The 23,420-nt window shown below is 66.6% G+C and carries 28 protein-coding genes; 15 read left to right on the top strand and 13 right to left on the bottom strand.

Annotated features, from left to right (window positions below; translation table 11 throughout):
- The first annotated feature begins 10 nt into the window (after positions 1 to 10).
- Both HMUK_RS17760 and HMUK_RS09535 read left to right on the top strand, forming a co-directional pair.
- Positions 11 to 370, top strand: a complete 360-nt coding sequence (locus HMUK_RS17760; RefSeq protein WP_015762944.1) for a hypothetical protein — start codon at positions 11 to 13, stop codon at positions 368 to 370.
- Positions 371 to 427: 57 nt separating this feature from the next.
- Complete coding sequence (locus HMUK_RS09535) at positions 428 to 775, top strand: DUF5658 family protein (RefSeq protein WP_015762943.1); 348 nt, start codon at positions 428 to 430, stop codon at positions 773 to 775.
- Here HMUK_RS09535 and HMUK_RS09530 read toward each other — a convergent pair.
- Both HMUK_RS09530 and HMUK_RS09525 read right to left on the bottom strand, forming a co-directional pair.
- Positions 767 to 1,864: an asparagine synthase C-terminal domain-containing protein gene (locus HMUK_RS09530; protein ID WP_049940886.1), complete on the bottom strand. Its 1,098-nt coding sequence runs from the start codon at positions 1,862 to 1,864 to the stop codon at positions 767 to 769. The two genes, HMUK_RS09535 and HMUK_RS09530, sit on opposite strands and share 9 nt — an antisense overlap.
- Complete coding sequence (locus HMUK_RS09525; protein ID WP_015762941.1) at positions 1,864 to 2,550, bottom strand: PHP domain-containing protein; 687 nt, start codon at positions 2,548 to 2,550, stop codon at positions 1,864 to 1,866. The genes HMUK_RS09530 and HMUK_RS09525 overlap by 1 nt, the downstream gene beginning before the upstream one ends.
- A gap of 151 nt (positions 2,551 to 2,701) precedes the next feature.
- Between HMUK_RS09525 and HMUK_RS16780 the strand changes: the two genes are divergently transcribed.
- Positions 2,702 to 3,463 (top strand): class I SAM-dependent DNA methyltransferase, encoded by a 762-nt coding sequence (locus HMUK_RS16780; RefSeq protein WP_015762940.1) that lies wholly within the window; start codon positions 2,702 to 2,704, stop codon positions 3,461 to 3,463.
- Positions 3,464 to 3,474: 11 nt separating this feature from the next.
- Here HMUK_RS16780 and HMUK_RS09515 read toward each other — a convergent pair whose 3' ends face one another.
- Together HMUK_RS09515 and HMUK_RS09510 are read right to left on the bottom strand one after the other, a co-directional pair.
- Positions 3,475 to 4,698: a TIGR04347 family pseudo-SAM/SPASM protein gene (locus HMUK_RS09515; RefSeq protein ID WP_015762939.1), complete on the bottom strand. Its 1,224-nt coding sequence runs from the start codon at positions 4,696 to 4,698 to the stop codon at positions 3,475 to 3,477.
- Positions 4,695 to 4,964, bottom strand: a complete 270-nt coding sequence (locus tag HMUK_RS09510) for an Htur_1727 family rSAM-partnered candidate RiPP (protein WP_015762938.1) — start codon at positions 4,962 to 4,964, stop codon at positions 4,695 to 4,697. Before HMUK_RS09510 ends, HMUK_RS09515 begins: the two co-directional genes overlap by 4 nt.
- A gap of 258 nt (positions 4,965 to 5,222) precedes the next feature.
- On the opposite strand from HMUK_RS09510, the gene HMUK_RS09505 reads away from it, so the two are divergent.
- Positions 5,223 to 5,465, top strand: coding sequence for a hypothetical protein (locus HMUK_RS09505; protein WP_015762937.1), 243 nt, complete (start codon positions 5,223 to 5,225; stop codon positions 5,463 to 5,465).
- A 78-nt stretch (positions 5,466 to 5,543) separates the two neighbouring features.
- Here HMUK_RS09505 and HMUK_RS09500 read toward each other — a convergent pair whose 3' ends face one another.
- Together HMUK_RS09500 and HMUK_RS09495 are read right to left on the bottom strand one after the other, a co-directional pair.
- A complete protein-coding gene (locus tag HMUK_RS09500) occupies positions 5,544 to 6,317 on the bottom strand; it encodes a TraB/GumN family protein (protein ID WP_015762936.1) in 774 nt (257 codons plus the stop codon).
- 132 nt (positions 6,318 to 6,449) lie between these two features.
- Positions 6,450 to 8,738, bottom strand: a complete 2,289-nt coding sequence (locus tag HMUK_RS09495) for a nitric-oxide reductase large subunit (RefSeq protein ID WP_015762935.1) — start codon at positions 8,736 to 8,738, stop codon at positions 6,450 to 6,452.
- A 186-nt stretch (positions 8,739 to 8,924) separates the two neighbouring features.
- Here HMUK_RS09495 and HMUK_RS09490 point away from each other — a divergent pair, with 186 nt between their 5' ends.
- Both HMUK_RS09490 and HMUK_RS09485 read left to right on the top strand, forming a co-directional pair.
- Positions 8,925 to 9,302: a winged helix-turn-helix domain-containing protein gene (locus tag HMUK_RS09490; RefSeq protein ID WP_015762934.1), complete on the top strand. Its 378-nt coding sequence runs from the start codon at positions 8,925 to 8,927 to the stop codon at positions 9,300 to 9,302.
- On the top strand, positions 9,299 to 9,631 hold the full coding sequence (locus HMUK_RS09485; RefSeq protein WP_015762933.1) for a DUF7521 family protein: 333 nt from the start codon (positions 9,299 to 9,301) through the stop codon (positions 9,629 to 9,631). The genes HMUK_RS09490 and HMUK_RS09485 overlap by 4 nt, the downstream gene beginning before the upstream one ends.
- Positions 9,632 to 9,658: 27 nt before the next feature.
- Here HMUK_RS09485 and HMUK_RS09480 read toward each other — a convergent pair whose 3' ends face one another.
- A complete protein-coding gene (locus HMUK_RS09480) occupies positions 9,659 to 10,963 on the bottom strand; it encodes a hypothetical protein (protein WP_015762932.1) in 1,305 nt (434 codons plus the stop codon).
- A gap of 88 nt (positions 10,964 to 11,051) precedes the next feature.
- On the opposite strand from HMUK_RS09480, the gene HMUK_RS09475 reads away from it, so the two are divergent.
- Together HMUK_RS09475 and HMUK_RS09470 are read left to right on the top strand one after the other, a co-directional pair.
- The gene (locus HMUK_RS09475) at positions 11,052 to 11,312 is read left to right on the top strand and encodes a DUF2249 domain-containing protein (protein WP_015762931.1); all 261 of its coding nucleotides are present in this window, start codon (positions 11,052 to 11,054) and stop codon (positions 11,310 to 11,312) included.
- Positions 11,309 to 11,608, top strand: a complete 300-nt coding sequence (locus HMUK_RS09470; RefSeq protein WP_015762930.1) for a hypothetical protein — start codon at positions 11,309 to 11,311, stop codon at positions 11,606 to 11,608. The genes HMUK_RS09475 and HMUK_RS09470 overlap by 4 nt, the downstream gene beginning before the upstream one ends.
- Before the next feature lie 136 nt (positions 11,609 to 11,744).
- Here HMUK_RS09470 and HMUK_RS09465 read toward each other — a convergent pair whose 3' ends face one another.
- The 3 genes from HMUK_RS09465 to HMUK_RS09455 all read right to left on the bottom strand — a co-directional run bounded on the left by HMUK_RS09465 (position 11,745) and on the right by HMUK_RS09455 (position 12,718).
- On the bottom strand, positions 11,745 to 12,047 hold the full coding sequence (locus tag HMUK_RS09465; protein ID WP_015762929.1) for a cupin domain-containing protein: 303 nt from the start codon (positions 12,045 to 12,047) through the stop codon (positions 11,745 to 11,747).
- Complete coding sequence (locus HMUK_RS09460) at positions 12,044 to 12,277, bottom strand: DUF2249 domain-containing protein (protein WP_015762928.1); 234 nt, start codon at positions 12,275 to 12,277, stop codon at positions 12,044 to 12,046. The genes HMUK_RS09465 and HMUK_RS09460 overlap by 4 nt, the downstream gene beginning before the upstream one ends.
- A 66-nt stretch (positions 12,278 to 12,343) precedes the next feature.
- A complete protein-coding gene (locus tag HMUK_RS09455; RefSeq protein ID WP_174259122.1) occupies positions 12,344 to 12,718 on the bottom strand; it encodes a cupin domain-containing protein in 375 nt (124 codons plus the stop codon).
- A gap of 88 nt (positions 12,719 to 12,806) precedes the next feature.
- On the opposite strand from HMUK_RS09455, the gene HMUK_RS09450 reads away from it, so the two are divergent.
- The 3 genes from HMUK_RS09450 (at position 12,807) to HMUK_RS09440 (ending at position 15,727) form a co-directional block, all read left to right on the top strand.
- Positions 12,807 to 13,379, top strand: coding sequence for a hypothetical protein (locus HMUK_RS09450; protein WP_015762926.1), 573 nt, complete (start codon positions 12,807 to 12,809; stop codon positions 13,377 to 13,379).
- A gap of 94 nt (positions 13,380 to 13,473) precedes the next feature.
- Positions 13,474 to 15,318, top strand: coding sequence for a cbb3-type cytochrome c oxidase subunit I (locus HMUK_RS09445; RefSeq protein WP_015762925.1), 1,845 nt, complete (start codon positions 13,474 to 13,476; stop codon positions 15,316 to 15,318).
- Between the two features lie 103 nt (positions 15,319 to 15,421).
- Positions 15,422 to 15,727 carry a hypothetical protein gene (locus tag HMUK_RS09440; protein ID WP_015762924.1) on the top strand — a complete coding sequence of 102 codons (306 nt, stop codon included), beginning with the start codon at positions 15,422 to 15,424 and terminating at the stop codon, positions 15,725 to 15,727.
- A 6-nt stretch (positions 15,728 to 15,733) separates the two neighbouring features.
- Here HMUK_RS09440 and HMUK_RS09435 read toward each other — a convergent pair whose 3' ends face one another.
- Both HMUK_RS09435 and HMUK_RS09430 read right to left on the bottom strand, forming a co-directional pair.
- Positions 15,734 to 16,645, bottom strand: a complete 912-nt coding sequence (locus HMUK_RS09435) for a DUF4097 family beta strand repeat-containing protein (protein WP_126967136.1) — start codon at positions 16,643 to 16,645, stop codon at positions 15,734 to 15,736.
- A 269-nt stretch (positions 16,646 to 16,914) separates the two neighbouring features.
- The gene (locus tag HMUK_RS09430) at positions 16,915 to 18,075 is read right to left on the bottom strand and encodes a multicopper oxidase domain-containing protein (RefSeq protein WP_049940798.1); all 1,161 of its coding nucleotides are present in this window, start codon (positions 18,073 to 18,075) and stop codon (positions 16,915 to 16,917) included.
- 163 nt (positions 18,076 to 18,238) lie between these two features.
- Between HMUK_RS09430 and purL the strand changes: the two genes are divergently transcribed.
- Positions 18,239 to 20,434, top strand: coding sequence for a phosphoribosylformylglycinamidine synthase subunit PurL (gene purL, locus HMUK_RS09425; protein ID WP_015762921.1), 2,196 nt, complete (start codon positions 18,239 to 18,241; stop codon positions 20,432 to 20,434).
- Between the two features lie 41 nt (positions 20,435 to 20,475).
- Here the strand turns inward: purL and HMUK_RS09420 are convergent, their stop codons facing one another.
- The gene (locus HMUK_RS09420; RefSeq protein WP_015762920.1) at positions 20,476 to 20,676 is read right to left on the bottom strand and encodes a DUF7550 family protein; all 201 of its coding nucleotides are present in this window, start codon (positions 20,674 to 20,676) and stop codon (positions 20,476 to 20,478) included.
- Between the two features lie 103 nt (positions 20,677 to 20,779).
- Here HMUK_RS09420 and hisF point away from each other — a divergent pair, with 103 nt between their 5' ends.
- From hisF to HMUK_RS09405, 3 genes are all read left to right on the top strand, one after another.
- Positions 20,780 to 21,595 carry an imidazole glycerol phosphate synthase subunit HisF gene (gene hisF, locus HMUK_RS09415; protein ID WP_015762919.1) on the top strand — a complete coding sequence of 272 codons (816 nt, stop codon included), beginning with the start codon at positions 20,780 to 20,782 and terminating at the stop codon, positions 21,593 to 21,595.
- An 82-nt stretch (positions 21,596 to 21,677) separates the two neighbouring features.
- The gene (locus HMUK_RS09410; protein ID WP_126967135.1) at positions 21,678 to 22,514 is read left to right on the top strand and encodes a hypothetical protein; all 837 of its coding nucleotides are present in this window, start codon (positions 21,678 to 21,680) and stop codon (positions 22,512 to 22,514) included.
- A gap of 80 nt (positions 22,515 to 22,594) precedes the next feature.
- Positions 22,595 to 23,416, top strand: a complete 822-nt coding sequence (locus tag HMUK_RS09405; RefSeq protein WP_015762917.1) for a hypothetical protein — start codon at positions 22,595 to 22,597, stop codon at positions 23,414 to 23,416.
- Positions 23,417 to 23,420 lie beyond the last annotated feature (4 nt).

The following is a 23,420-nucleotide window of genomic DNA, read 5'->3' as shown; positions in this document are numbered from 1 at the left end:
AAACCGGCCCATGGAACGACAGTGCCCGGACTGTGGCGTGGCCATGGAACCGGCTCAGTTGTCTGCTGGGGGAAACAACGTCCGCGCTCGGACCGAAGACCAGCACGAGGGGTTCTTGGGATCGCTCGGTTTGCGAGGGTCACACCGGCTCGAAGCCCGGCTCTGTCCGGAGTGTGGGCTGGTCCGTACCTACGCCGAAATCGAGGACGAGGACGCCGACTGGCTAGACGAACTCGACGAAGCAGAGACAGCGGACGACGACGAGGAAACCGGTGCAGACGAAGCGGACGGAGATCTGTGGAGTCAGGGGGACGAACCCGAGCGCGACAAATACACTGGCAACGATGACGACGGCAGTGGCTGGCTCTAAACCACGCCAAACTGAGTTGCTGGGTGACTTTTGACCGCCGAGCCCGTTTGCGAGAGCGTGAGCGAGGAGTCACTGCTGCCCGTCCGCCGCGAGCGTGAGATGACCCGGACCCACTCCGTCCTCTGGAGTGCGATTCTCGTCGCAACCGTCCTCGATGTCCTCACGACGATGGTCGGTTTAGAGCGAGGACTACGAGAGGGCAACGCCGTCGTCGCGGCCGCGATCGACGCGCTCGGACTGCCGGGCCTGTGGCTCGTAAAGTTCGCGGCGATGGTGTGGCTCGTCGGTGGCTGGGCGCTGCTCTCGGATCGCGACGCGGCGATCTTCCTCGCGCTCTTCGCCGTGGTCACGGTCGCGACGGTCGTCGCGAACACCGCGACGCTGCTGGGCGTCGCGTTACAGTAGCGACTCGACGTACTTGGTGACGTGATCGTCCATCCGGCGCTTGAAGCCGTCTCGACGTGCGAGTCGGTCGAGTTCGCGGGCGGCGTACGTGCCGTACTGGACCGCCTTCTTGTCTCGCCGCGCGATCTCTTCGGGGAGCCACTCGCTGGCGGCTCGTCGCAGCGCCCACTTGCGTTCGTCCTCGCCCCGGACCAGCTGCTCGCCGACCAGTCCCAGCGCCGTCTCGACGACGCCGTCGGAAAGCAGCGGTGCGACCGGTTCGACGCCCGCCCCTCGCAGTGCGAGCACGTCCCGCTCCAGTTGCTCGGGCAGCGTGGCGATCACTTCCCGCTGTGCGCCACGGACCGTGTCCGCCTCGATGCGGTGATCGTCGGGGGCGTTTGCCACCTTCGCGTAGCCACCGAACAGCTCGTCGGCACCCTGCCCGACGACGAGGCGGTCGTAGCCGTCGGCTGCGACCCGCTCGGCGGTCAGAAAGAGTGGGAGCGCGATCTGTACGTCCATGGCGTTCGTCCGTCCCGTCGCGCGGGCGATCCGCGGGACTGCGCTCACCAGATCGTCGTGCGTGAACTCGACGACGGTCAGCTCGCGATCGAGGGCCGCCGCGGCCGAGCGGGCGGCCGCGATGTCGTGGCTCCCTTCGAAGCCGGCGACGTACAGCGGCGCGTCGAGTCGTGCGGCCAGGAGCGCGGAGTCGACGCCGCCAGAGAAGGCGACGGCGGTCGACGCCGTATCGACGGCGTCGGTCGCGGTCCGGATCGCCCGCCGGACGGCAGCGACCGCGGTGTCGTCGTCGCTCCGGTCGCCCTCGGGGAGCGTCCAGCGAGCGTCGTCCTCGTCGGCCGTCCGACAGTGGCCCGCGGGCACCGACACCGGGTCGCCGAGCGTCGTCGGGTCGAACGCCCACGCGCCGTCGGCGGTCGGATCGGCGGCCCCGCGCTCGGCGAACAGCGGGACTCGGCCGAGCACGTCCCTGACGAGCGTGGGTCGGCCCTCGGCGGACAGTCGTCCGGCGAACCCCCGTGTCCCCGGCAGTGAGTCTCGATCCCGGATCGCTCGTCGGACGAGCGACGCGTCGGCACCCCGGATCATTCGATCAACTGCGAGAAGCGGTTCTTCACCCGGCGCTTGGCCCCGCCAGCGGCCTGGCGGAAGCTGATGTGCCAGGGCGTGCGCTTGCCCTCGACCGTCGTCCGTCCCGCCCGGATGGCGTCGAGAATCGCCTCGACGCTTCGCTCGTCGGTGTCGACGTGTGTCACCGCCTGCCCGACCATCTCGCTGATGTGGGCGTCGCTGCCGGCGGTCATCGGCAGCCCGCGGCGACTGGCGAACTGGTGGGCCTGCCGGTTCGAGCGCCCGGTCAGCAGCCGAGAGTTGTACACCTCGATGGCGTCGGCCGCCGTCAGCTCGTCTTTCGAGATCTTGTCCAGGACGCCGCTGCGAGACTCCTGGAAGGGATGGGGGACGACGGCGACGCCGCCCTGCTCGTGGATGCGGTCGAGCGTCTCGGAAAAGGAGAGCCCGGCCGGGACGAGCTCCTCGATGCCCAGCCCCAGGACGTGGCCGGCCTGGCTGGAGATCTCCGCCCCCGGAATGCCGATCAATCCATACTCGGGCGCGAGCCGGGCGGCTTCGAGGCTCGCGTCGATCTCGTCGTGGTCGGTGACGGCCAGCGCGTCCAGACCGACTGCCTCGGCCTGTTCGAGCAGGAGCTCGACCGGATCGCGGCCGTCGTAGGACAGCGACGAGTGCGCGTGGAGCTCGACCGTTAGCACGGGCGACGATATACGACCGGTGGGCAAAAGGGCCTCGATACGTGGCGAGAGCGGACTCGTGAGGATCTGTCGAGGGTGTGACCGTGCAGTGCGTGGGATGGCCTGACACGCCCCCGAAACAGTTCTGCACCTCGACAGCGTCTGGCCCCCTATGTGTCTCGCAGCAGTGATCGAGGACGTGAACGAGCAGCCACATCGAGAGCGATCGTTCTACGAGTATCCGAAGCTGTACGACTTTTTCCACTCCCGGGTGCTGGACAGGACGAAGCAGGTATCTCTGCTCGAACATTTCGAGCCGGACAATGCGAATCGGGTGCTCGAACTCGGGTGTGGCACCGGCCCTCTGCTCGCACGGATCGAGGACGAGTACGACGAAGTGCTGGGCGTCGACAGCGACGAATCGATGCTCGCGGTGGCAAGAGAGAAAGTGACCACCGCGGACCTGAAGAGGGCGGATTTCACCGACTGGTGTGCCACAGATCACGGACGAACGTTCGATACGGCGGTCCTGATGGGTGGACTACTCCACCTCACTAGAGACGAAGATCTCCAAGCACTCGCCGTGAACACCTACGACAGTCTCCGAGAGGGAGGTGCGTTCGGAACGTTCTTTCAACCGTTTACTGAGGACGTAGCGAACGGGAACAGAACAGTCGAGGCTGTCGAATCAGAGCGATACACGGTCAAGCGTCACGCGACGACTGCACTCACCTCCCCGGAAGGACACTATACGACGACGTACCTGTTCACCCTGCGAGACAAGAACCGTGCATCGGAAGCGAAGATAGGGACAGTGTTCAACGGTCGGTTTCACGACCCGGACAAGCTCGCAGACGTGTTCCGCAGCGCCGGTTTCGACGACGTAGAAGTGACGACCGGGGACGCCCCGACGACGCTCCGGGCGGTAAAATAGCGAGGGCGAAGTCAGTCCGCCGTCCCCGCGCCCGTATCGGGCATCGCGGGCGGTGGCGTCTGGATCTCCTCGTCGGTGAGGTAACACTGCGGATCGGGGGCGAAGAGGTCGTTCTCGACGGTCAGCGCGCGCAGGCGGGAGCCCCCGCGACAGACCTCCTTGTACGCACAGTCGGCGCACTTCCCGGTCAGGCGAGACTCGCGGTCCCGGAGCGCCGAGAGCAGGGGGTTCGACTCGTCCTCCCAGATCGCGCCGAAGGAGCGGTCCCGGACGTTGCCAAGCGAGTAGTTCTGCCAGAACTGCGTGAGATGGACGTTACCCTGGTAGTCCACGTCGGCGACCCGTTCGCCCGTGGGATCGCCGCCGTTGGTCCGGAGGTACTCGTAGACGGTGCGGGCCTTGGCCTCGCCGTAGTGTTCGCGCGCGTACTCGACGATGTAAGCGGCGTCGGCGTAGTTGCCGACCAGCAGCGTCTCGATCTCCTCGCCGCGCTCGTGGTAGTCCCGGGTCACGTCACAGACCGTCTCGACGGCGTCGCGGCGCTGTTCGGGCGTCAGGTCGGCGTCGAGGATCTCCGTCCCCCGTCCGCCGTAGTCGAGGTGATAGAAGCAAAAGCGATCGAGCCCCTTGTCGCTGAGCAAGTCGACGACGCCCGTGAGGTCCGGCGCGTTGCGTTCTGTGATCGTGTACCGCAGGCCGGTCTTGAGGCCCGCGTCCAGGGAGTTGCGGATCCCCCGGACGGCGGCGTCGAACGCGCCCTCTTTCCCCCGGAAGGCGTCGTTGCGCTCGGGGAGACCGTCGACGGAGACACCGGCGTACTTCAGACCGGCGTCCCGGAGCGAGCGGGCCCGGTCCTCGGTGATGAGCGTGCCGTTGGTCGAGAGCACCGGACGAACGCCGCGTTCGTCGGCGTAGGCAATCAGCTCTTCGAGGTCGTCCCGAACGAGCGGTTCGCCGCCAGAAAAGAGGACGACGGGGACGCCGTAGTCGGCCAGCCCGTCGAGCATCGCCTTCCCTTCGGCCGTCGACAGCTCGCCGTCGGCGACCTCGGTGTCGGCGGCGGCGTAACAGTGGTCACAGTAGAGATTGCACTGCTTGGTGACGTTCCAGACGACGACCGGCCGGCGCTGCTTGCGGTCGCGGATCTGTTCTTTCCGAGAGTCCTCGGCCGCGTCGTAGCGCAGCCCGTCGCCCTCTGCGTCGAGGTCACAGAGGAGTTTGCTGACGGAGATCACGCCTCGTCGACCTCCGTGGCGGCGACGGCCGAGGCACGCTCGGTCTGGCACCGCTCGACCGCCTCGGCGGGACAGAGCCACAGCGCCTCGGCGCTCCAGTCGAACAGCTGCCGAGCCTGTTCGCGGGCGATGTCGGCCGACGGCGCGCTGACGCTGCCCGCGTGCGTGAGCGGGTCCGACTCGTGCTCGCGGACGAACAGTTCCCACTCCCGAGAGACAGCGTCCCGCGGTTCGTCGACGGTGACTGACAGGGGGTCGTCTGGCATACTGAACAGTTACGACCCGACCCACAAAACCGGGGGACCGCGTTCCCACCGGCTGGGAACGGGGACGCACCGGTTCGGGAGACGGACGGCGAAAAGCCGATCCTACGATCGGTAGGATCGGCGGTATGAGACGGTCAGCGGAGCGGCGAAAAGGGACAGATATCGAGAGGAGAGCTGGGAAAATAACGAATTTATACTTAATGCGGGCTGGTGTCACTCAACGGTTGCCGCCCGGCGACCCCGGGACGGCGGTTTACCATGCCACGAGACTTCATGGCCGAAGACAGAGGCAAGGACGTACTGACAGCCGACGGCAATATGGTCGGTACGATCGAAGACATCAAAGGAAGCAACGCGCACGTCAAGCCCGAGTCCTCACTGAACCAGAGCATCCGGAGCAAACTGGGCTGGACATCGGACAGCGAAGACGTGTACGAGCTCAATCACTCGGAGGTGTCCCAGATATCGGACGACGAGGTGCATATCAAGCGCAATCCCTGATTACACTCGGATCCCAGTGAACCCCCACCGCAGTAGCCGGTGACGCTGCTACTGCCCTCCCGGTCGCGTCCGGGACGGCTATTTTTCCGCGTACTCGCACAGACTCGCTGCGTCGACGGACAGCGACGTGGCTCCGCGATCCCGCAGTTCCGCGACGATCCCGTCGAGGTGTTCGAAGCCGACGACGGCGACTGCGGTCCCGTCGGTTCCGGCCAACGCCCGCGCCATCGTGCGCTCGCGAGCGGCGTCGACGATCTCGTCGGCCGCCGGGCGCTCGAAGGCTCGCAGGACCGAGAAGCTCCGCGAGAGGTGTCGGCGTTCGTGTTCGGCGACGGTCGCGGGATCGCCCGGCCGCTCGACGTCGAGGTCGATCCCCCCGTCGGCCAGTGGCGTCGGGAACCGATCGCGACCGAAGACGCTCGCGAGACGACAGGACAGTGCCTGCCGGCCGACCGCGAGCGCGTTGGAGGCGATTCGAGCGAGCGTCTCACCGTCGGGCGAGCGGTCGCGGATCTCGTCGACCAGCGCCGCCAGGAACCGGGGGCCGTGAGCGTCGATCGCCGCGCTGTCGGCGTCGGTCGCGGCGAGTGCGGCGCTCATCTCTCCCTCGCCGCCCGCTTCGAACAGCGGCAGTGCCAGTGGCGGGAGTTCGACCGCGACCGTGTCGGGATCGAGCGCCCGGATCGCGCTGTCGACACGGTAGACGCTGGCAGGGTGGTCGTGGACGACGCCGATCAGGAGGACGGCTCCGTCCGGATCTTCGAGGAGCCGGAAGTGATCGGTGCGAATGCGGGGGTCGGCAAGCAGTGCGTCGGGCGACTCGGGAACGGCCCCGAGATCGTCGGTGGTCATCGAAGGGTTAGCACCCGTATGCTTTCGACCCGTTTAACCCTTGCTTATCCTGTCAGCAGAGAGATCGTACCGACGGGAGCGCGTCGAAATCCACCCGGAAGTAGCACGCGAAAGAGCGGCGGTAAGGCCCGGTTAGTCGTCGTCGAGGACGCCTTTCGCGACGGCGACGTCGTCGATGTCCGGATCCGCCGCGGTCTTTCGGAGGACGAACCGTTTGCGCACGATGTCGGCCGCGTAGATTGCCGTCCCCAGGATCATCAGCGTGTCACCGGGCAGACGAGCCCAGAACAGGGTCTGGACGATCGGCTGGTTGTAGAACGCCAGGCTCCGGCCGGCCGCGTAGCTCCCGGTGAAGATCGTCTCCAGCTGGAGGAAGCCCACCGGCAGCACGGAGACGAACACCATTAGCGCCAGCCCGACGTTCCAGCACCAGAAGGCGTAGCGAAGCCAGGTGCCGTCCCAGCGGTCGGGTTCGATGGCGATCTGTAGCATGTACGTGACCATCCCCAGCGCGAGGAAGCCGAAGGCCCCGAACATCGCGGCGTGGGCGTGGCCGACGGTGAGGTAGGTGCCGTGCTCGTAGTAGTTGATCAACGGAAGGTTGATGAAAAAGCCCAGCACCCCAGCGCCGACGAAGTTCCAGACGCCGCTGGCGATGATGAACATGAACGGGAGCCGGTAGGGGAAGCTCTCGCCGGCCCCGGTCATAGCGCGGTACTGGCCCAGTGCCTCGTAGAGGATGAACACCAGCGGGATCAGCTCCAGCGTCGAGAAGACGCTCCCGATGGGCACCCAGATATCGGGCATCCCGATCCACCAGTAGTGATGGGAGACGCCGATGACGCCGGTCGACATCACCAGCAGCGCCTGGAGCATGACCGCCTTCTCGGCGCTGCGGCGCTTCAGGAGATTCATCGACACCAGCGTCAGCCCGATGATGGCGACGATGAAGAACTCGAAGGCCCCTTCGACCCACATGTGAACGACCCACCAGCGCCAGAACTCCGTGACGGCGATGTTGGTGTCCGGGGTAAAGAGGAAGCCCGCGGTAAAGAGCAGGGCGATCGAGCCGCCGGCATAGAGAATCATGTGTGCGAGCCCGTAGCTGGGTTCCCTATCGAGCAGCGGCTTCAGGCCCCGAACCGAGAGGACGGCCCAGATGAGGAAGCCCGCGAGGATGCCGAACTGCCAGAGCTTCCCGACTTCGAGGTACTCCAGGCCCTCGTTGCCCAGGATCCACCAGAGGCTGCCGTCGATGTACCCCTTGGAGCCGAGCCAGATCCCGCCGAGACCGCCGACGACGACCACGACGATCGCCGCCAACAGCCCGTTGACGTACGTCGACTGGCGATCCGGTTCGTGGCCCGTCAGCAGCGGCGGAAGGAACAGTCCGGCCCCGAGCCACGTCGCGGCGATCCAGAGGATCCCCAGGTCGATGTGCCAGGTCTTCGCGATGGCGAAGGGGAGGAGCTGGAGGATGTGGACGCCGAATATCTCTTCGACGCCGAAGAAGCCGGCGCGTTCGATGTAGAAGTGCGCCAGTAACCCGCCCAACAACACCTGTGCCAGGAAGAGTCCGGCGGCGACCGGCACGAAGCGCAAGGCGGCCCGCTGGCTGGGGAACACCTTCACGTCGCCGGGTTCGGGGACGGAAATTCCCTTCGCGGACGGTTCGGGGAGGGAGATCGACTTGTACAGCCAGACGCCGAAGCCGGCCCCCGCGACCAGCAGGACCATCGCGATGACGCTCCAGGTCATCGCCGCCGCCGTCGCGTCGTTACCGGCACCGGGCTGGAAGGGCCAGTCGTTCGTGTAGGAGTGGTCGCCACCCGGTCGATCGGTGTGGGAGAACCACGCCGTCCACAGCGCGAAGTCCGCGAACTGGCGGGCCGCCTCCTCGCTGTCGATCATGTCGACGGGCACGCCGCGCTCGTGGTCGCCCTCGTGGTAGCGTTCGACGTACTCCTGGCGGACCTGCTCGTGAGCGTAGGCCTCCGCCGCGGAGTACTCGATCGGGCCGCCGTCGTACTCGCCGTCGAGGTCCCGCTCGACCACGTCGGCGACGGCGGCCTGCTCGTCGCTTTCGAGGGCGTCGTACGCGCTGTCGTGGCGCTCCTGGGCGTAGTAGTCCCGCATGTGCTGGACCTTCAGGTCCAGCGTGTCCGCAGTGTAGTCCTGCCCGTAGTACGCACCGTTGCCCAGGATCGAGCCGTGGTTCATCAGCCCGTCCTTCTGGAACGCCTTCTTGCCGTCTCTGATCTCCTGTCCGGTCACGATCGTGTCGCCGTCGGGTCCGACGACTTCGTCGGGAATCGGCGGTGCCGACTGGTACGCGAGCCAGGCACCACCACCCATGACGATCAGATTGAACACGAAGACCACCGCGATGATCTTCGCGATCGTCGCACGTTGTACTTGCATACAGGTGGCGATTGGCCGACCGAATACATCAATCCGCGTCGGGTTCCCAGCACCGGGCGACGGGGCGAACATGTTCGCCGTCGGCGCGGGCGGCGGCGATACCGACAAGAGCCGCAGTATGGCGGCCGAACTCGTCAGTCCGTGTCGGTGCTGTTTTACCCCTCCACAGGTGAGACTCTGTCACGGATGGTCCGGGACCCGTTCGAAGACGAGTTGTCGCCGGCGCTAGAGGACGTGCTCGACGCGCTGGACGACGAGGACTGTCGGGCGATCGTCAGCGTCCTGGAAGAGCCGATGACAGCCAGCGAGATCGCGGAGGCAAGCGGCGTACCGCTATCGACGACCTACCGAAAGCTCGAACTGCTCACGGAGGCGTCGCTGCTCCACGAGGGCGTCGAGGTGCGTCCGGACGGGCAACACGCCAGCCGCTACGCGATCAGCTTCGAAGACGTCGTCATCTCGCTGGACGACGACCGGACGTTCGAAGTGGAGATCTCTCACCGGCCTCGGACGCCGGACGAACGCCTCGAAAACCTCTGGTCGGAGGTCAGAAAAGAAACATGAGCCCACATGTCCCCAGTTCACAGGTCGGTATCGTCGCGACGAAGACGCTCACGCTCATCCTCGGTGGGCTGATTACGTACTACTCCTATCGGGCCTACCAGCGAACGAGCGCCAGAGAGTTACAGGCCCTCTCGTGGGGGTTCGGGATAATGACATTTGGGGCGTTGATAGGGGGCGTGATCGACATCTTCGTCCCCAGGATCCTGGCCCGTCTCTCGTGGCTCCCCGGGAGCGGCTTCCAGGACTGGCTCGTGGTCAGTGTCTTCGTCCAGAGCCTCCTGACGACGGTCGCCTTCGCCATCATCCTCTACTCGCTGTACGTCGATTGACGACACCGCTTGCGGACGCGACCCCACTTACGCACTGACGAGGGTCCCGACGGAGTAGTCGCCGTGTTCGACGACGACGAGCAGCAGGTTCGCCGCGAAGGCGAGTGCGCCCAGGGCCGCCAGTCCCCAGCCCGCAGTGATCGCGGGCGACGGGAGGAGCGTCGGCGCGACCGAACCGAGGACGACCAGCGCGATCCCGGCGGTGTAGGCGACGCCGTCGACGACCGCCAGCCGATCGAGGTAGAGATCGTCGACCATCGGCACCGGTTCGAGGCCGACCTGATCGCTGTAGCGGTCGACCCACACGAGAAACGGAACGATGTGGTACAGCGTTCCGAGGACGACGAAAGCCAGACCGCCGGCCAGTAACAGCGGGCCCGTCGTCGGGCCGCCGAAGGTGACGGCCGGCCCGAGCGCGTTCTGCGACCAGCCGACCAGCGCCGCGACCGCCCACGCGCCCAGTCCCGCTGCCGCGAGTCCGTACCGGGTGAGCATCGGCGTCCACTCGACGCGAGTCTGGCGGAGCCTGTTGGCGACGACGACGGCGATGCCCAGCACGGAGAGGGCGACGACCACCCCGCCAGCGCGGGCGATCGGGGCGACGCCGAACAGCCGGCCCACGACGAGCGCCGCCACGCCGACCGGGTACGCGAGCGTTTCGACCCGCTGGAAGCGCCGCTCGATCGGACCGAGTTCGGTCTGGGTGAACATCGTCGCCAGCTGGTAGAGCGCCCCGAGCACCGTCGTGAGGACGGCACCGAAGATCGCCGCCGTCGCGTGGGCCGAGCGAACGGTCGCGTGGGTGAGGCCCACAGCGGGGAGCGCGCTCGCGGCGAAGTCGACCGCCAGCACCATCCCCAGCGTGGTCACGACGACGAACCAGCCGACGGCGACGACGAAGTGTGACTCCGTGGCATCGAACGGACGGGCCCCGGCGAGCGTCCGGGCGAGATTGTAGGCGAAGAGCCAGACACCGGCGACCGCGAGCACGCCAGCGATCGGGAGCAACCCGAGCGTGCCCGTGAGAAAGCCAGCGGCCAGGCCCGCGAACCCGAGCCCCGCGAGGGGCAACTGGAGGACCGCCAGCCGTCTGGAGTGCAGCGAGACGCCCGACCAGACCGGGACGAACTGCGTCATCGCCCCGAGGATGGTCAGGCAGATCCAGCCCGCGACGAACAGGTGGACGTGAGCGACCTGCCCCGCCCAGCCGGTCGTCACTGCGGCAGTCGCCACTCCCGCGACCAGGTACGCCAGTGCCACGAGGAAGTGGACGAGCGGGATCGCAGTCGGCGGACCGCTCGACTCGTCGACGGCGGCCGGAATGACGCTCATACCCGTCCGTTCGTCCGCCAGCGTGCTGTCGGTGTGGCCGAACACGTTCGGGACAACGGTTGCTCCGGGGGCAGCCGTCTGCTCACGCATGGACGCGACCGAGGCCCTGCAGACGACCGACGCACCCGACGACGCACCGACCCGCGAACTCGACGTGCGTTCGCTGGGCCCGCCCAAGCCACTGCAAAACACCCTCGAAACCCTGGCGGAGATCGACGACGACGAGGTCGTCGTCCAGTTCAACGACCGCGCGCCGGAGTTTCTGTACCCGAAACTCGACGACCGCGGCTTCGCCTACGACACCGTCGAGGGCGACGACGTGACCGTGACGACGATCTGGAAGGCATGACCGACTGCCTGACGGAGCCGGACCGCGAACCCGGGGGCGACGCCACCCGGTCGGCGGAGAACGCGGCGATCGAACGGATCAGAGAACGCGGCGAGTCCGTCCGCGACCGCCAGGTCGAGCGAGCGCTGTCGGAGCTTGAGCTGTCGGAACGCGAGCGCGACGCCGTAGAGCGACTCGGCGACCGCCTCGTCGAACGGCTCCTGGCAGTCCCGGAAGCGCAACTCGAACGGGCCGCGAGCGACGGCGACGACGAGACGCTGTCGGCCGCCCTGGAGCTGTTCTCTGGCAGTCGGTGATACGGAAAGTTGTCGGTCGTTACCAGATCGATCGCACGCCGTCGTGCGGTCGACTGGGTAAACGTCTACAACCGTCCGTATGAGTGCGTTCGCGGCGAAAACGGGGGGTGAGGCCGGGGACGGTCGAACCGAGGGGTCAGGCCGAAGACGCGAGGATCAACAGCGCCTCGCTGTCGGTCCGGGCCTGGGGAGAGATGTCCTGATCGCCGTCGAACCGGACCACGTCGCCAGCCGTCAGTGACACGACCTCGTCACCGAGGTGGAGGTCCAGCTCCCCCGAGAGCTGGTGAAAGACGATCTGGCGGTCGGGATGTTGGTGGGCCGGGACGCCCTCGTCGGCCGCGAGGCTGAGCCGGACAGTGTGGGGTTCGTGCTCGAACAGCGTCGCCCGGCCGTCGTCGTCGAGGTCGTCCAGCGAGACCAGTTCGGTGTCGCTCATGCTTTCGGGAGCCGGGCGACGTAGTTGCCGTCGTCGCGCTCCTCACAGGAGTACCCCTCCGCGTCGAAGGCCTCGACCTCCGCCTGGAACTCGTAGAACAGCGGCTTCGGTTCGTGGTCGTTGACGATCTCCAGGGCCTCGCCGCTATCGAGGGTCTGGAACGCCTCGTGGATCATGGGGTGGCGCTGTGGCGGCGGTACCTCGCGCAGATCGAGTGTTTCGGCTGGCATCGGTCGACGGTAGTGGCCACGAGCGGGAGGGACTTTGGCCGAACGTGTTCGGCCAGAGCGACGATATCAGTCCGGGTCGAACTGTCCCGTCTGGAGGCCCCGACGTACCGGCTCGTGTTCGGCGTCGGTCGGCGGTGGCGCGGTGACGAGCGTCGCCTCAAGTCGCTCGCCGTCGTCGGCTTTCACCCCGCGTTCCGTCCCTGCGGGCACGACGGCGACGCTCCCGGGCTCGACCGCGTGGTCGGTCTCGCCGTCGCGGATCACGCCCGAACCCGACACGACCGTGATCGCCACGTCGCTGTCGGGCGCGTGGACGGGGATGAACTGTCCCGGCTCGAAGTATCCCAGGACGACCTTCTGGCGCTCGGTCTCGTGGATCGTCTGTGCGGAGAACTGTGCGTCGTCGTAGCGTCGTTCGGCGTCGATCGACGTTGCGGTCACGATCGGAGCGTCGGCCGGGACCGCGGTCTGGGTTTGCCCGAACGTGTTCGCCAGCAACCACAGCGGGCTGGCGGCCCAACGCTGACGTATGAGCCTCCTCTCCGGATTCGCTCGCGACGGTGAGGGCCCCGAGTACGACGACTACGACGAGTTCGCCCCCGAACACCTCCCGGAACCGGGACCGTTCCTCGACGGCGCGGTCCTGACCGGCCGCGAACACGCCGCCTTCCACCGGGCGACCCGGACGCTCTTCGAGCGTCGCGGCGTCATCGACATGACCTTCGGCTACAACCTCGCGCGGCTGAACCTCGACCGGCGACATCCCGAGTCGGGCTTTCGGTACGCCCGCGAGACCGAGACGGACGGCGAGCGCGTCCTCCGGGCGGAGTTCACGCCGACGACCGAGTTCTGTCCACAGAGCGACACGCTGACCGTCGGCGCGTTCCGGGCCTGGAACGGCTGTCGCGAGTCCCACGAGTACGACCTCGTGCGGGTCCGGGTCGACCCGATGCACCACCAGAGTGAGACGATCAACGCGAAGCTACGGGAACTCGAAACGGTGTTCCGAGAGACCGGCGAGATCCCCTCCGATATCGACGCGGGCGACGCCACGGCGGCCGACGGCGCTGCCGGGGAAGACGGATTCGACACCCCGTTCTAGGTGACGCGACAGTGAGTCGTGGGAACGACCATCAAGACCCGCACGAACGTGTTCGGAGTAACGCCGATGTAGCGAGCGGCGAAACCGGCCTCCAATGGTAGCAACGCAGCTCGTCCTGACGACAGTGATGGTCGCACTGGTGGCCGGTGCGGCCGCGGTCGTAACGAGGCTAGAGAACTGGCGCTCGTACACGCCGGCCGTCGGCGGCGGTGGCGGGACGGTCGACGAGACGGCACACCACGGCGAGAAGCCCGGCGGACTGACCCGCTGGCTCACGACGGTCGACCACAAAGACATCGGACTGCTCTACGGGACCTTCGCAGTGCTGGCCTTCGCCTGGGGCGGCGTGGCAGTCGTGTTGATGCGGTTCGAGCTGGTCACCCCGACCTCGAACTTCCTCCAGCCGGCGATGTACAACGCGCTCCTGACCAGCCACGGAATCACGATGCTGTTCCTGTTCGGGACGCCGATCCTGGCGGCGTTCTCGAACTACTTCGTCCCGCTGTTGATCGGGGCTGACGACATGGCGTTCCCGCGGATCAACGCGATCGCGTTCTGGCTGTTGCCCTTCGGGGCGGTCCTGATCTGGGCCGGCTTCTTCATCCCCGGCATCGCACCCGCACAGACGGCCTGGACGATGTACACGCCGCTGTCGCTGGATCAGCCAAGCCCCGCGATCGACCTGATGATCCTGGGGCTGCACCTGACCGGCGTCTCGGCGACGATGGGTGCGATCAACTTCATCGCGACCATCTTCACCGAACAGGGCGAGGACATCGACTGGGCCAACCTCGACATCTTCAGCTGGACCGTGCTGGTCCAGTCCGGCCAGATCCTCTTTGCGTTCCCCCTGCTGGGCAGCGCCCTCGTAATGTTGCTGCTCGATCGCAACATGGGAACGGCCTTCTTCGCGATCGGTGAGGGCGGCGGGACGCTGTTGTGGCAACACCTGTTCTGGTTCTTCGGCCATCCCGAGGTGTACATCCTCGTGCTCCCACCGATGGGGCTGATCAGCTACATCCTCCCGAAGTTCTGCGGTCGGAAGCTGTTCGGCTTCAAGTTCGTCGTCTACTCGACGCTGGCGCTGGGAGTCCTCTCCTTTGGCGTCTGGGCACACCACATGTTCGCGACCGGGATGGACCCGCGGCTTCGGGGCGCGTTCATGGCGATCACGATCTCGATCGCGATCCCCAGCGCGGTCAAGACGTTCAACTGGATGGCGACGATGTGGAACGGCCGCCTGCGGCTGACCGCACCGTTCCTCTTCTGTGTCGGCTTCATCGCCAACTTCGTCATCGGCGGGATGACCGGCGTCTTCGAGGCGGCGATCCCCGTCGACCTCCTGTTGCACGACACCTACCAGGTCGTCGCCCACTTCCACTACGTCATCATGGGCGGGATCGCCTTCGCGGTGTTCGCCGGGATCTACTACTGGTTCCCCATCTACACCGGCCGCTGGTACCAGCGCACGCTCGCCAAAGCCCACTTCTGGCTCACGATGATCGGGACCAACATCACCTTCTTCCCGATGATCCTGCTGGGCTACGCCGGGATGCCCCGGCGGTACGCGACCTACGACGTGGCCGTCGGTCCGATCGACCTGTTCACGCTGCTCCACCAGATCGCGACGCTGGGCGTCGTCCTGCTCGTCGTCGGCCAGCTCCTCTTCCTCTGGAACGTCGTCACCTCGTGGCTCGAAGGGCCGCGAGTGACCAGCAACGACCCGTGGAACCTCGACCGCGACGGCATGCGAGCCCGCGAGTTCGAGTGGTTCGCGTCCGAGCGACTGCCCGCACTGACCGACGGCGGCTCCGAGAGCGAAGTGAGCGGAGCCTCGTCGGAGTTGCGGTCCGACGGTGGTTCCGAGAGCGAAGTGAGCGGAGCCTCGTCGGAGTTGCGGTCCGAGGATGGCGAGGACCGGCCGACCGACGGCGACTGACGCCGTCGGGACCCACGGGGCGACGCGCTCGGAGCAGTGACGGCCAGAGGCGGGCGAACACCTTCGGCATCGGAGCCTCGTTCTCACGCGCCGTCCATCGCGTATGAGCGACCGTGCCACACAGCTGCGCACGCTGGCCGAGGAGATCGCCGACCGCAACGGCGTCCAGGACGCCTGGACGGCAAAGAGCTTCACCGACCGGCTGTTCGTCGTCGAGGTCCCGCCCGGCGAGCGCCTGCCCGAAGCCGTCGAGCGGTCGATCCTGGCCCACGACTGTCGGGGGGCCGACGAGGTCTACGGGATGGACGGCGTCGACGGACCGGACTTCGCTGGCGACCTCGACGACGGGCGGCGCTACCGGTTCGTCGACGTGCAGTCTCGCGGTGAACTGCAGTCCTACGTGGTGTGAGACGCGTTACAGCGATTCGAGCGTGACCGAGCCGTCGTCGACCTCGACTGTCAGCTGATCGGTTCCCGCACCGATTTGTCCGCGCGTCCCCTCCTCGCCGCTCTCGACCTCGTCTAGCACGCCGTCCGAGACCGTGACCGTCCCGTTGTCGCTGCGGGCGGTAACCGAGAGATCCAGGGACGGAGAGAGTCGGAGCGTCACGTCACCGTCGTCGGCGCTGACGGTCGCCGGGCCGTCGACGTTCGCGACGGCGAGGTCGAGGTCGCCGTCGTCGGCCTCGACGTCGCCGATCGTTGTCGCCTCGGTCGCCGAGATGCCGCCGTCGTCGACCTTCCCCGCGACGCTGTCGACCGCACCGACTTCGATGTCGCCGTCGTCCGCGTCGATCTGGACGCCCCCGTCGAGCGGGCCGACCTCGGCGGTGCCGTCGTCGACCGAGAGCGCGAGGTCCCCGGCCACGTCGCCGATCGTCGCGTCGCCGTCGTCGACGGTGAGTTCGGTGACCCGGACGCCGGACGGCACCTTCACCGTGAGCGATTCGAGTCCGCCCCCGACGGTGCCGATCGCGACCCCCGTCGTGTCTTTCACACCGACCGAGAGCCGTCCGTCGTCGACAGTTCTGGTGACCTGCACGTCGCTCAGCTCCGTCCCGCCGATGGCGTACTTCGTCGCCAGAATCTGGACTTCGTCACCGTCCCAGGGCTCGACGGTCGTCTCGCCGTCGTCGCCGTCGACGGCCACCGAATCGACATCTGCGACGCTGTACTCCACGTCCGTCGTTTCGCGCTCCGGTTGTCCCGAGATCGTACAGCCCGCGAGCGCCGCCGCCGCGCCGGCAGCGCCAGTAGCGAGGACGTGGCGTCGAGTCGACGTGTGTGAGTTCGAGTCGGCGTCCGAGTTCGAGTGAAACCAATCCATACCCAAAGCGTTGTGCCCCATAAATATAGTCCACATCGCACGACTTCAGAGTGCGAAAGTGTGCGCGCCGGCACCACCTTCTGATACGAACCTACGACGACGAGACCGATAGAACGGGAAAGGGGTCGACGGTTCGTGGGCGTCCGAACTGAGACGACCGACTGTCCATCTGTGAAAGATTGCGCCACTCCAGAGTGGTAAATATCCTCACGACGTGACAGCCGACAGTACGAGGCTGGAATCCGCGTGATGCCCGTCGCAGCCGGCGATTAGCCTTCGTAGCCGGCGTAGTCCATCAGTTCGGCGAAGATATCCGAGTCCATCGCCTCCTCGTAGACGATGCCGCCGACCATCCCGCCGGGGTAGGTGTTGCCGTTCATCGCGTGGCTGACCTTGTGGCAGTGCATGAGGTAGATGCCGGGGTCGGCGTCGGCGTCGAACTCGATGGCCTTTCGCTCCGCGGGAGCGACGTTGACGATGTCCTGCTCGTACTGCGCTGCCTCGGGGACCTTCGAGCCGTCTTTCTCGACCACGCGGAAGCGGTGGTTGTGCGTGTGCATCGGGTGGCTCATGTACCCGTTGTTGGTGAGATGGATGCGGACCGTGTCGCCCTGCGAGACGATGACCGGCGAGCCGTCTTCGGGATGGAGCGTCCGGGGCGCGCTCTTGCCGTTGATCGTGAACACGTCGGGGTCGCGGTCCCGCGGGCTGTAGGTGGCGTCCATGCCGGCCATCTGCTTGTTCAGGGTGGAGTCCCAGTCTTTCAGCGTCATGAACAGCTCCTGGTCGGCCTCCTCGTACCCCTTCGGGTCGACGCGGAAGATGCCGTACATCCCCATGTCGATGTGACGCTGGGTCTGGTAGTGGCAGTGATAGAGGTGCGTCCCGGGGACGTTGGCCGGAATCTCGTAGGTGTGCTTCTCGCCGGGATTGACCGTGATGCCCGTCGTCGTCGGCACGCCGTCGTTCTCCCAGGTCTTGCGGACGCCGTGGAAGTGCAGCGTGTGGGGCATGTTGGCGTCGGTGTTGTCGAGCGTCACCTCCATGTCCTCGCCTTCGGTCGTCCGGAGGATCGGACCGGGGACGCTGGGCTCGCCGTCGTCGGCCTGGAACGCCCACACCTTCGGCAGTTCGACCGGGCCGCCCATCGTCTCCTCGGGGTGGACCATGTGCTTCGAGGCGACGGTCGAAATCGTGACCTCGCCGCCCTGCTCGTCGACGTTGACGATCTCCGGCGGCGACGTCGTCGGCAGCGACTCGGACTGACTCGCCATCGAGGTCTCCGTCGCCGTCTCGCTCGTCGTCGAGACCTTCGAGGACGACGTGGGGGCCTGACAGCCGGCGAGTGCCAGCGAACCGCTCAGGCCCGTTGCGGCGACGAACTCTCGGCGACTCATACTCGTTCCAGGGGCTCCGATGGGATCAGTCATTACACTTCGTCGTAGGTAGTACTCCCTTATAGCCCGCCACGGGGATTCCCACCAGATGAAAAACCCCCTGAGTATGCAGGGACCGGCGGTATTCGTCGACGGATTGCGACGCGTCGGGCGCGCATGGAAAGCGATTTAGCCGGCCGGAAGCCACGGGGAGGTAATGAGTCTCTCCGATGCTGACCACGATCTCGTGGTCGAGGAGCTCGGCCGAGAACCGACCCAGGCCGAGGCGGCCCTCTTCGAGAACCTCTGGAGCGAGCACTGTGCGTACCGATCGTCGCGACCGCTGCTGGGCGCGTTCGACTCCGAGGGCGATCAGGTCGTCGTCGGTCCGGGCGACGACGCCGCCGTCGTGGAACTGCCCGACAGCGACGGCACGTACATCACGATGGGGATCGAGAGCCACAACCACCCATCCTACGTCGACCCGTTCGACGGTGCAGCGACCGGCGTCGGCGGGATCGTGCGGGACACGCTATCGATGGGTGCCTACCCCATCGCGCTGGCGGACTCGCTGTACTTCGGCGACTTCGACCGCGAGCACTCGCGATACCTGCTCGAAGGCGTCGTCGAGGGGATCAGCCACTACGGCAACTGTATCGGCGTCCCGACCGTCACCGGGAGCGCGGCCTTCCACGAGGACTACGAGGGCAACCCGCTCGTCAACGTCTCCTGTATCGGTCTAGTCGACGAAGAACGGATGATCACTGCGGTCGCACAGCAGCCGGGCAACAAGCTCGTCCTGGTGGGCAACTCCACCGGACGAGACGGTCTCGGCGGGGCCTCCTTCGCCAGCGAGGACCTCGCGGAGGACGCCGAGACCGAGGATCGCCCGGCCGTTCAGGTCGGCGACCCGTACACCGAGAAGCTGCTGATCGAGGCCAACGAACAGCTCATCGACGAGGGGCTGATCGAGTCGGCCCGCGATCTCGGCGCGGCCGGCCTCGGCGGTGCGAGCTCCGAACTGGTCGCCAAGGGCGGCCTGGGTGCGGAGATCGAGCTCACCGAAGTCCACGAGCGCGAGCCAAACATGAACGCCATGGAGTACCTGCTCGCCGAGAGCCAGGAGCGGATGTGCTACGAGGTCGCGCCCGAGAACGTCGACCGCGTGCGAGAGATCGCGGACCGTTTCGACCTCGGTGCCTCCGTCATCGGCGAGGTCACCGACACGGGCGACTACGTCTGTACGTTCGAGGGCGAGACGGTCGTCGACTGCGACGCCGAGTTCCTCGGCGAGGGCGCGCCGTTCAACGACCTCCCGTTCGAGGAGCCGACACAGCCAGAGCGCGATCTCCCAGACGGCGTCGCCCTCGACGACGCGTTCGAGTCGGTCGTCGCCAGCCCCAACACCGCCTCGAAGCGCTGGGTGTACCGCCAGTACGACCACGAGGTGCAGGTCCGGACGGCGACTCCGCCGGGCGACGACGCGGCGGTACTTGCCGTCCGCGAAGCCGGCGCGGCGGCGGGACAGGCAGGCGACGACGGTGAGACCGGAGTCGGGCTGGCCTACACGGCCGGTGCAGACCCCAACTGGACTGACACGGCACCCTACGAGGGCGCACGCGCCGTCGCGCTGGAGAACGCCACCAACCTCGCCGCCAAGGGGACGACGCCGCTGGCGGCGGTCGACTGTCTCAACGGCGGCAACCCCGAGAAGCCCGACGTGTACGGCGCGTTCAAGGGGATCGTCGACGGGCTCGCCGACATGTGCTCGACGCTCGACATCCCCGTCGTCGGTGGCAACGTCTCGCTGTACAACGACTCGGTGGCCGGCCCGATCCCGCCGACGCCGACGCTGGCAGCGGTCGGCACCAAGGACGGCTACGAGGCACCCCCGATGTCGCTGTCGGGCGAGGGCGAACTCCTCCTCGTCGGTGCTCGCGCGCTCGAAGGCGACGCCGAACCGCGACTCGGCGGCTCGGAGTACCTCACGCAGTTCGGCGGCACGGATCGGTTCCCGACGCTGCTGGACACCCCCGACGCCTTCATCGAGACGCTCGCCGACGTGGCCAACGAGGACGCGACGCTCGCGACCCACGACCTGTGCCACGGCGGCCTCGCCGTCGGACTGGCGGAGATGGTCCACGAAGATGGCGGCGCGAGCGTCGAGATCGACGCACCGAACAAGGGCAGTGTGGCCGAACTGCTCTTTGGCGAGCAGCCGGGCCGCGTGGTGATCGAGACGGCGGACGCCCGAGCGGTGCGCGAGGCCTTCGACGGCGTCGCGCCCGTCTACGATCTCGGATCGGCCGACGAGTCGGGCGCACTTGACCTGACAGTCAACGGTCAGTCGCTGGCCTACAACGCCGACGAGATCGCCGGACTGCGCTCGACGATCACGAACGAACTGGAGTAGAACGCGGTTTTCGGGCGGTTCGACGGACGGATAGCGACCGATCAGATCGGCACCAGCGCCAGCGCCAGCCCGAACGTCAGCAGCAGGCCGACGGCGGCGACGGCGGCCCCGCGACCGACCTGTCCGGTCGTGAACTCACTCTGGGGTGCGGTCTCGCGCAGCGGCGGCTCGCGCGCTGGCAGTTCGACGTGCTCTGGGTCGTAGTCGGGACGGTCCTCGTCGTGCCCGTGGTCGTCGCTCATGTCCGGTCGTTCCCCGCGGTGGTACCTATTCCTGTCGGAATCTCGTCCCGGATGCGCTAGCCGAAACCGACAAAGCCCGGAGCGACGAACGGACGGGTAGTAAATGACTCTCACGAAGCGGATCATCCCCTGTATCGACGTGGACTTAGACGAGGACGGCGACGCCGCCGTCTACACCGGCGTCAACTTCGAGGACCTGGCCTACACCGGCGACCCCGTCGAGATGGCCAAGAAGTACAACGAGTCCGGAGCCGACGAGTTCGTCTTTCTCGATATCACTGCCAGCGCAGAGGGCCGTGAGACGATGCTCGACACCGTCTCGCAGGTCGCAGACGAGGTGTTCATCCCCCTGACGGTCGGCGGCGGAATTCGCACCCGCGAAGACATCAAAGAGACGCTGCGGGCCGGCGCGGACAAGGTCTCGATCAACTCCGGTGCGATCGCGCGACCGGAACTGATCGGGGAAGGGGCGGCGGCGTTTGGCAGCCAGTGTATCGTCATCTCGGTCGACGCGCGGCGACGGTTCGACGAGCAAGGCGAACACTACGCGGACGTCGACGGCGAGTCCTGCTGGTTCGAGTGTACCGTCAAGGGCGGCCGCGAAGGAACCGGCCTCGACGTGGTCGAGTGGGCCATCGAGGCCGAGCAGCGCGGCGCGGGCGAGCTGTTCGTCAACTCGATCGACGCCGACGGCACCAAGGACGGCTACGACATCCCGCTGACCAGCGCCGTCTGTGACGCCGTCTCCACGCCCGTGATCGCCTCCTCTGGCTGTGGCAGTCCCGAAGACATGTACGAGGTCTTCGAGGAGGCCGGTGCCGACGCCGGGCTCGCGGCCTCGATCTTCCACTTCGACGAGTACTCCATCGCAGAGACCAAGCAGCGCCTCGACGAGATGGGCGTTCCGGTGCGTCTGTAGCGTTCCAGCGATTCTCGACGACCACTCCGTTTCGTGGCGAGGTTCGACACATTTTTTGTTGGCTACTTGGTTCGTAATGATAATGGAGTGGCGGTGTACCTGGTGTGGGAAGCCTCACGACGCGGACGATCCACCGTGTGACGAGTGTGGCCACCACAAGTTCGAGCGCGCGATCGAACAACTCAACGAGAGCGACGGCCAGGATCACGGCCCGGTCTGGGCCTGTACCGAGTGTGATCGCGAGCACCAGAAGCACTCACCGCCGTGCAGTCGCTGCGGGAACGCCCAACTGGAGAAACGCCAACCGCAGTACGACGAACTCGACGACCTGGGCGGGACGAGCTTCGTGGACGTACTGGAGCCGAAGTACGCTGCCGGCTACCTCCTCGTCGCCGTCCTCGTTGGCTCGCTCGCTCTGGGTGTGACGGGACTGATTACCGTTCCGTTCGTCGGATCGCCGGACGCACCAGGCCACGCCGAAAGCTACGGCAACCTCTCGCTCGATAGCGTCGAAGACGCGTACGTCGAGGAACTCAACGACCGTCGGACAGCCGAAGACGCATCAGCAGTCAGCAGCGGTGCGGCACTGGACGACGCCGCAGCGGCGTACAACAAACAATGGGTTCGCTCTGAGTACGGTGACGCCGACGACCCGACACCACGTGACGCCGTCAATCAACACGATCCGAACTGCAACTCGGAGATTACGTTCGCACCCCACGCGACATCGTCGGAAACGGTCGAGAACTTCGACGTGCAGAACGAATCTGCTGTCGCTCGGGGACTCCAGATATTCACTTTGGGGGACCCAAACGAGTTGCTCGAAGAGCGATACGACTCGATCGGTGTCGACATCCACGTCGCACCGGACGAGCGGATCTTCGTGACCGTCTTCGTCTGTAACGGGGGCGCGTTCTAAGCACCGGGCCAGCAGCAGGCGGCCGCGTCCACGACGAACCACCAGCACGCTTTTGCGTTCGAGTCCCCGAGTAGCCGCCAATGGAGTGGCGGTGTACCTGGTGTGGCAAACCACACGAAGAGAACGATCCGCCGTGTGACAACTGCGGGCACAACACGTTCGAGCGGGCCGTCGAACAGGTCCCGACGGCCGAGACCGACGGAACGACCGATCCGGTCTGGGTCTGTACGGAGTGTGGCCGCCAGCACACCAAGAACTCACCGCCCTGCAAGCGCTGTGGCAACGTCGACCTCGAACAGCGCCAGCCAGACTGGGACGACCTCGACGAGCTGGGCGGGACCTCCTATCGCGACGTGCTCGAACCGCGGTACGTCGCCGGGTACGCCATCGCCGCCGTTCTGGGGATCACACTCGTCCTCGCGTACGCGGGCGTCGTCACGCTCCCCGGAATGGGGCGGCCACCGGTGCCCGACGACGTGGCCGGCGAGGGCGACCGCGTCGGCGACCGATCGATCGCGGCCGTCGAGGCTGCCTACGTCGAGCAGCTGAACGAGCGCCGCGACGCGGCCGGCGTCGGCCCGCTGACCAACGACACGGATCTGGAGTGGTACACCGCCTACGTCAACAAGCGCACCGTCCAGAGCGTGGCGGGCGACGGACGACAGCTCAGGCAAGAAGAGCGCAACAGCGTGTTCGATTACTGCGACGATCCCGTCACGGAACGGTACATCGCCGCGGAAACGACGGTCGACGCGTTCGACAGCGACGCGTCGCTGGCCGAGGCGCTGCTCGATAGCTGGGACGGAAACGACGAAGCCCTGACCGCCACCCAGGAGTCGATCGGCGTCGACGTACACGTCGGACCGGACGGCCGCGTGTTCGTCACCGTCGCCGTCTGCTAGCCAG

Origin of the sequence: Halomicrobium mukohataei DSM 12286 (assembly GCF_000023965.1) — an archaeon.
Classification (GTDB): Archaea; Halobacteriota; Halobacteria; order Halobacteriales; family Haloarculaceae; genus Halomicrobium; species Halomicrobium mukohataei.
Note: the sequence above shows the minus strand (reverse complement) of the source record. Positions and strands in the feature narration are given on the sequence as shown.

Coding starts and splice junctions, on each gene's coding strand:
- HMUK_RS09490 (WP_015762934.1), top strand. CDS start 8,925: ATGGTCCGGGACCCGTTCGAAGACGAGTTGTCGCCGGCGCTAGAGGAC.
- HMUK_RS09495 (WP_015762935.1), bottom strand. CDS start 8,738: ATGCAAGTACAACGTGCGACGATCGCGAAGATCATCGCGGTGGTCTTC.
- HMUK_RS09445 (WP_015762925.1), top strand. CDS start 13,474: ATGGTAGCAACGCAGCTCGTCCTGACGACAGTGATGGTCGCACTGGTG.
- HMUK_RS09430 (WP_049940798.1), bottom strand. CDS start 18,075: ATGACTGATCCCATCGGAGCCCCTGGAACGAGTATGAGTCGCCGAGAG.
- purL (WP_015762921.1), top strand. CDS start 18,239: ATGAGTCTCTCCGATGCTGACCACGATCTCGTGGTCGAGGAGCTCGGC.
- HMUK_RS09510 (WP_015762938.1), bottom strand. CDS start 4,964: ATGCCAGACGACCCCCTGTCAGTCACCGTCGACGAACCGCGGGACGCT.
- HMUK_RS09480 (WP_015762932.1), bottom strand. CDS start 10,963: ATGAGCGTCATTCCGGCCGCCGTCGACGAGTCGAGCGGTCCGCCGACT.
- HMUK_RS09500 (WP_015762936.1), bottom strand. CDS start 6,317: ATGACCACCGACGATCTCGGGGCCGTTCCCGAGTCGCCCGACGCACTG.
- HMUK_RS09465 (WP_015762929.1), bottom strand. CDS start 12,047: ATGAGCGACACCGAACTGGTCTCGCTGGACGACCTCGACGACGACGGC.
- HMUK_RS16780 (WP_015762940.1), top strand. CDS start 2,702: ATGTGTCTCGCAGCAGTGATCGAGGACGTGAACGAGCAGCCACATCGA.
- HMUK_RS09410 (WP_126967135.1), top strand. CDS start 21,678: ATGGAGTGGCGGTGTACCTGGTGTGGGAAGCCTCACGACGCGGACGAT.
- HMUK_RS09475 (WP_015762931.1), top strand. CDS start 11,052: ATGGACGCGACCGAGGCCCTGCAGACGACCGACGCACCCGACGACGCA.
- hisF (WP_015762919.1), top strand. CDS start 20,780: ATGACTCTCACGAAGCGGATCATCCCCTGTATCGACGTGGACTTAGAC.
- HMUK_RS09460 (WP_015762928.1), bottom strand. CDS start 12,277: ATGCCAGCCGAAACACTCGATCTGCGCGAGGTACCGCCGCCACAGCGC.
- HMUK_RS09470 (WP_015762930.1), top strand. CDS start 11,309: ATGACCGACTGCCTGACGGAGCCGGACCGCGAACCCGGGGGCGACGCC.
- HMUK_RS09450 (WP_015762926.1), top strand. CDS start 12,807: ATGAGCCTCCTCTCCGGATTCGCTCGCGACGGTGAGGGCCCCGAGTAC.
- HMUK_RS09505 (WP_015762937.1), top strand. CDS start 5,223: ATGCCACGAGACTTCATGGCCGAAGACAGAGGCAAGGACGTACTGACA.
- HMUK_RS17760 (WP_015762944.1), top strand. CDS start 11: ATGGAACGACAGTGCCCGGACTGTGGCGTGGCCATGGAACCGGCTCAG.
- HMUK_RS09485 (WP_015762933.1), top strand. CDS start 9,299: ATGAGCCCACATGTCCCCAGTTCACAGGTCGGTATCGTCGCGACGAAG.
- HMUK_RS09435 (WP_126967136.1), bottom strand. CDS start 16,645: ATGGATTGGTTTCACTCGAACTCGGACGCCGACTCGAACTCACACACG.
- HMUK_RS09405 (WP_015762917.1), top strand. CDS start 22,595: ATGGAGTGGCGGTGTACCTGGTGTGGCAAACCACACGAAGAGAACGAT.
- HMUK_RS09440 (WP_015762924.1), top strand. CDS start 15,422: ATGAGCGACCGTGCCACACAGCTGCGCACGCTGGCCGAGGAGATCGCC.
- HMUK_RS09420 (WP_015762920.1), bottom strand. CDS start 20,676: ATGAGCGACGACCACGGGCACGACGAGGACCGTCCCGACTACGACCCA.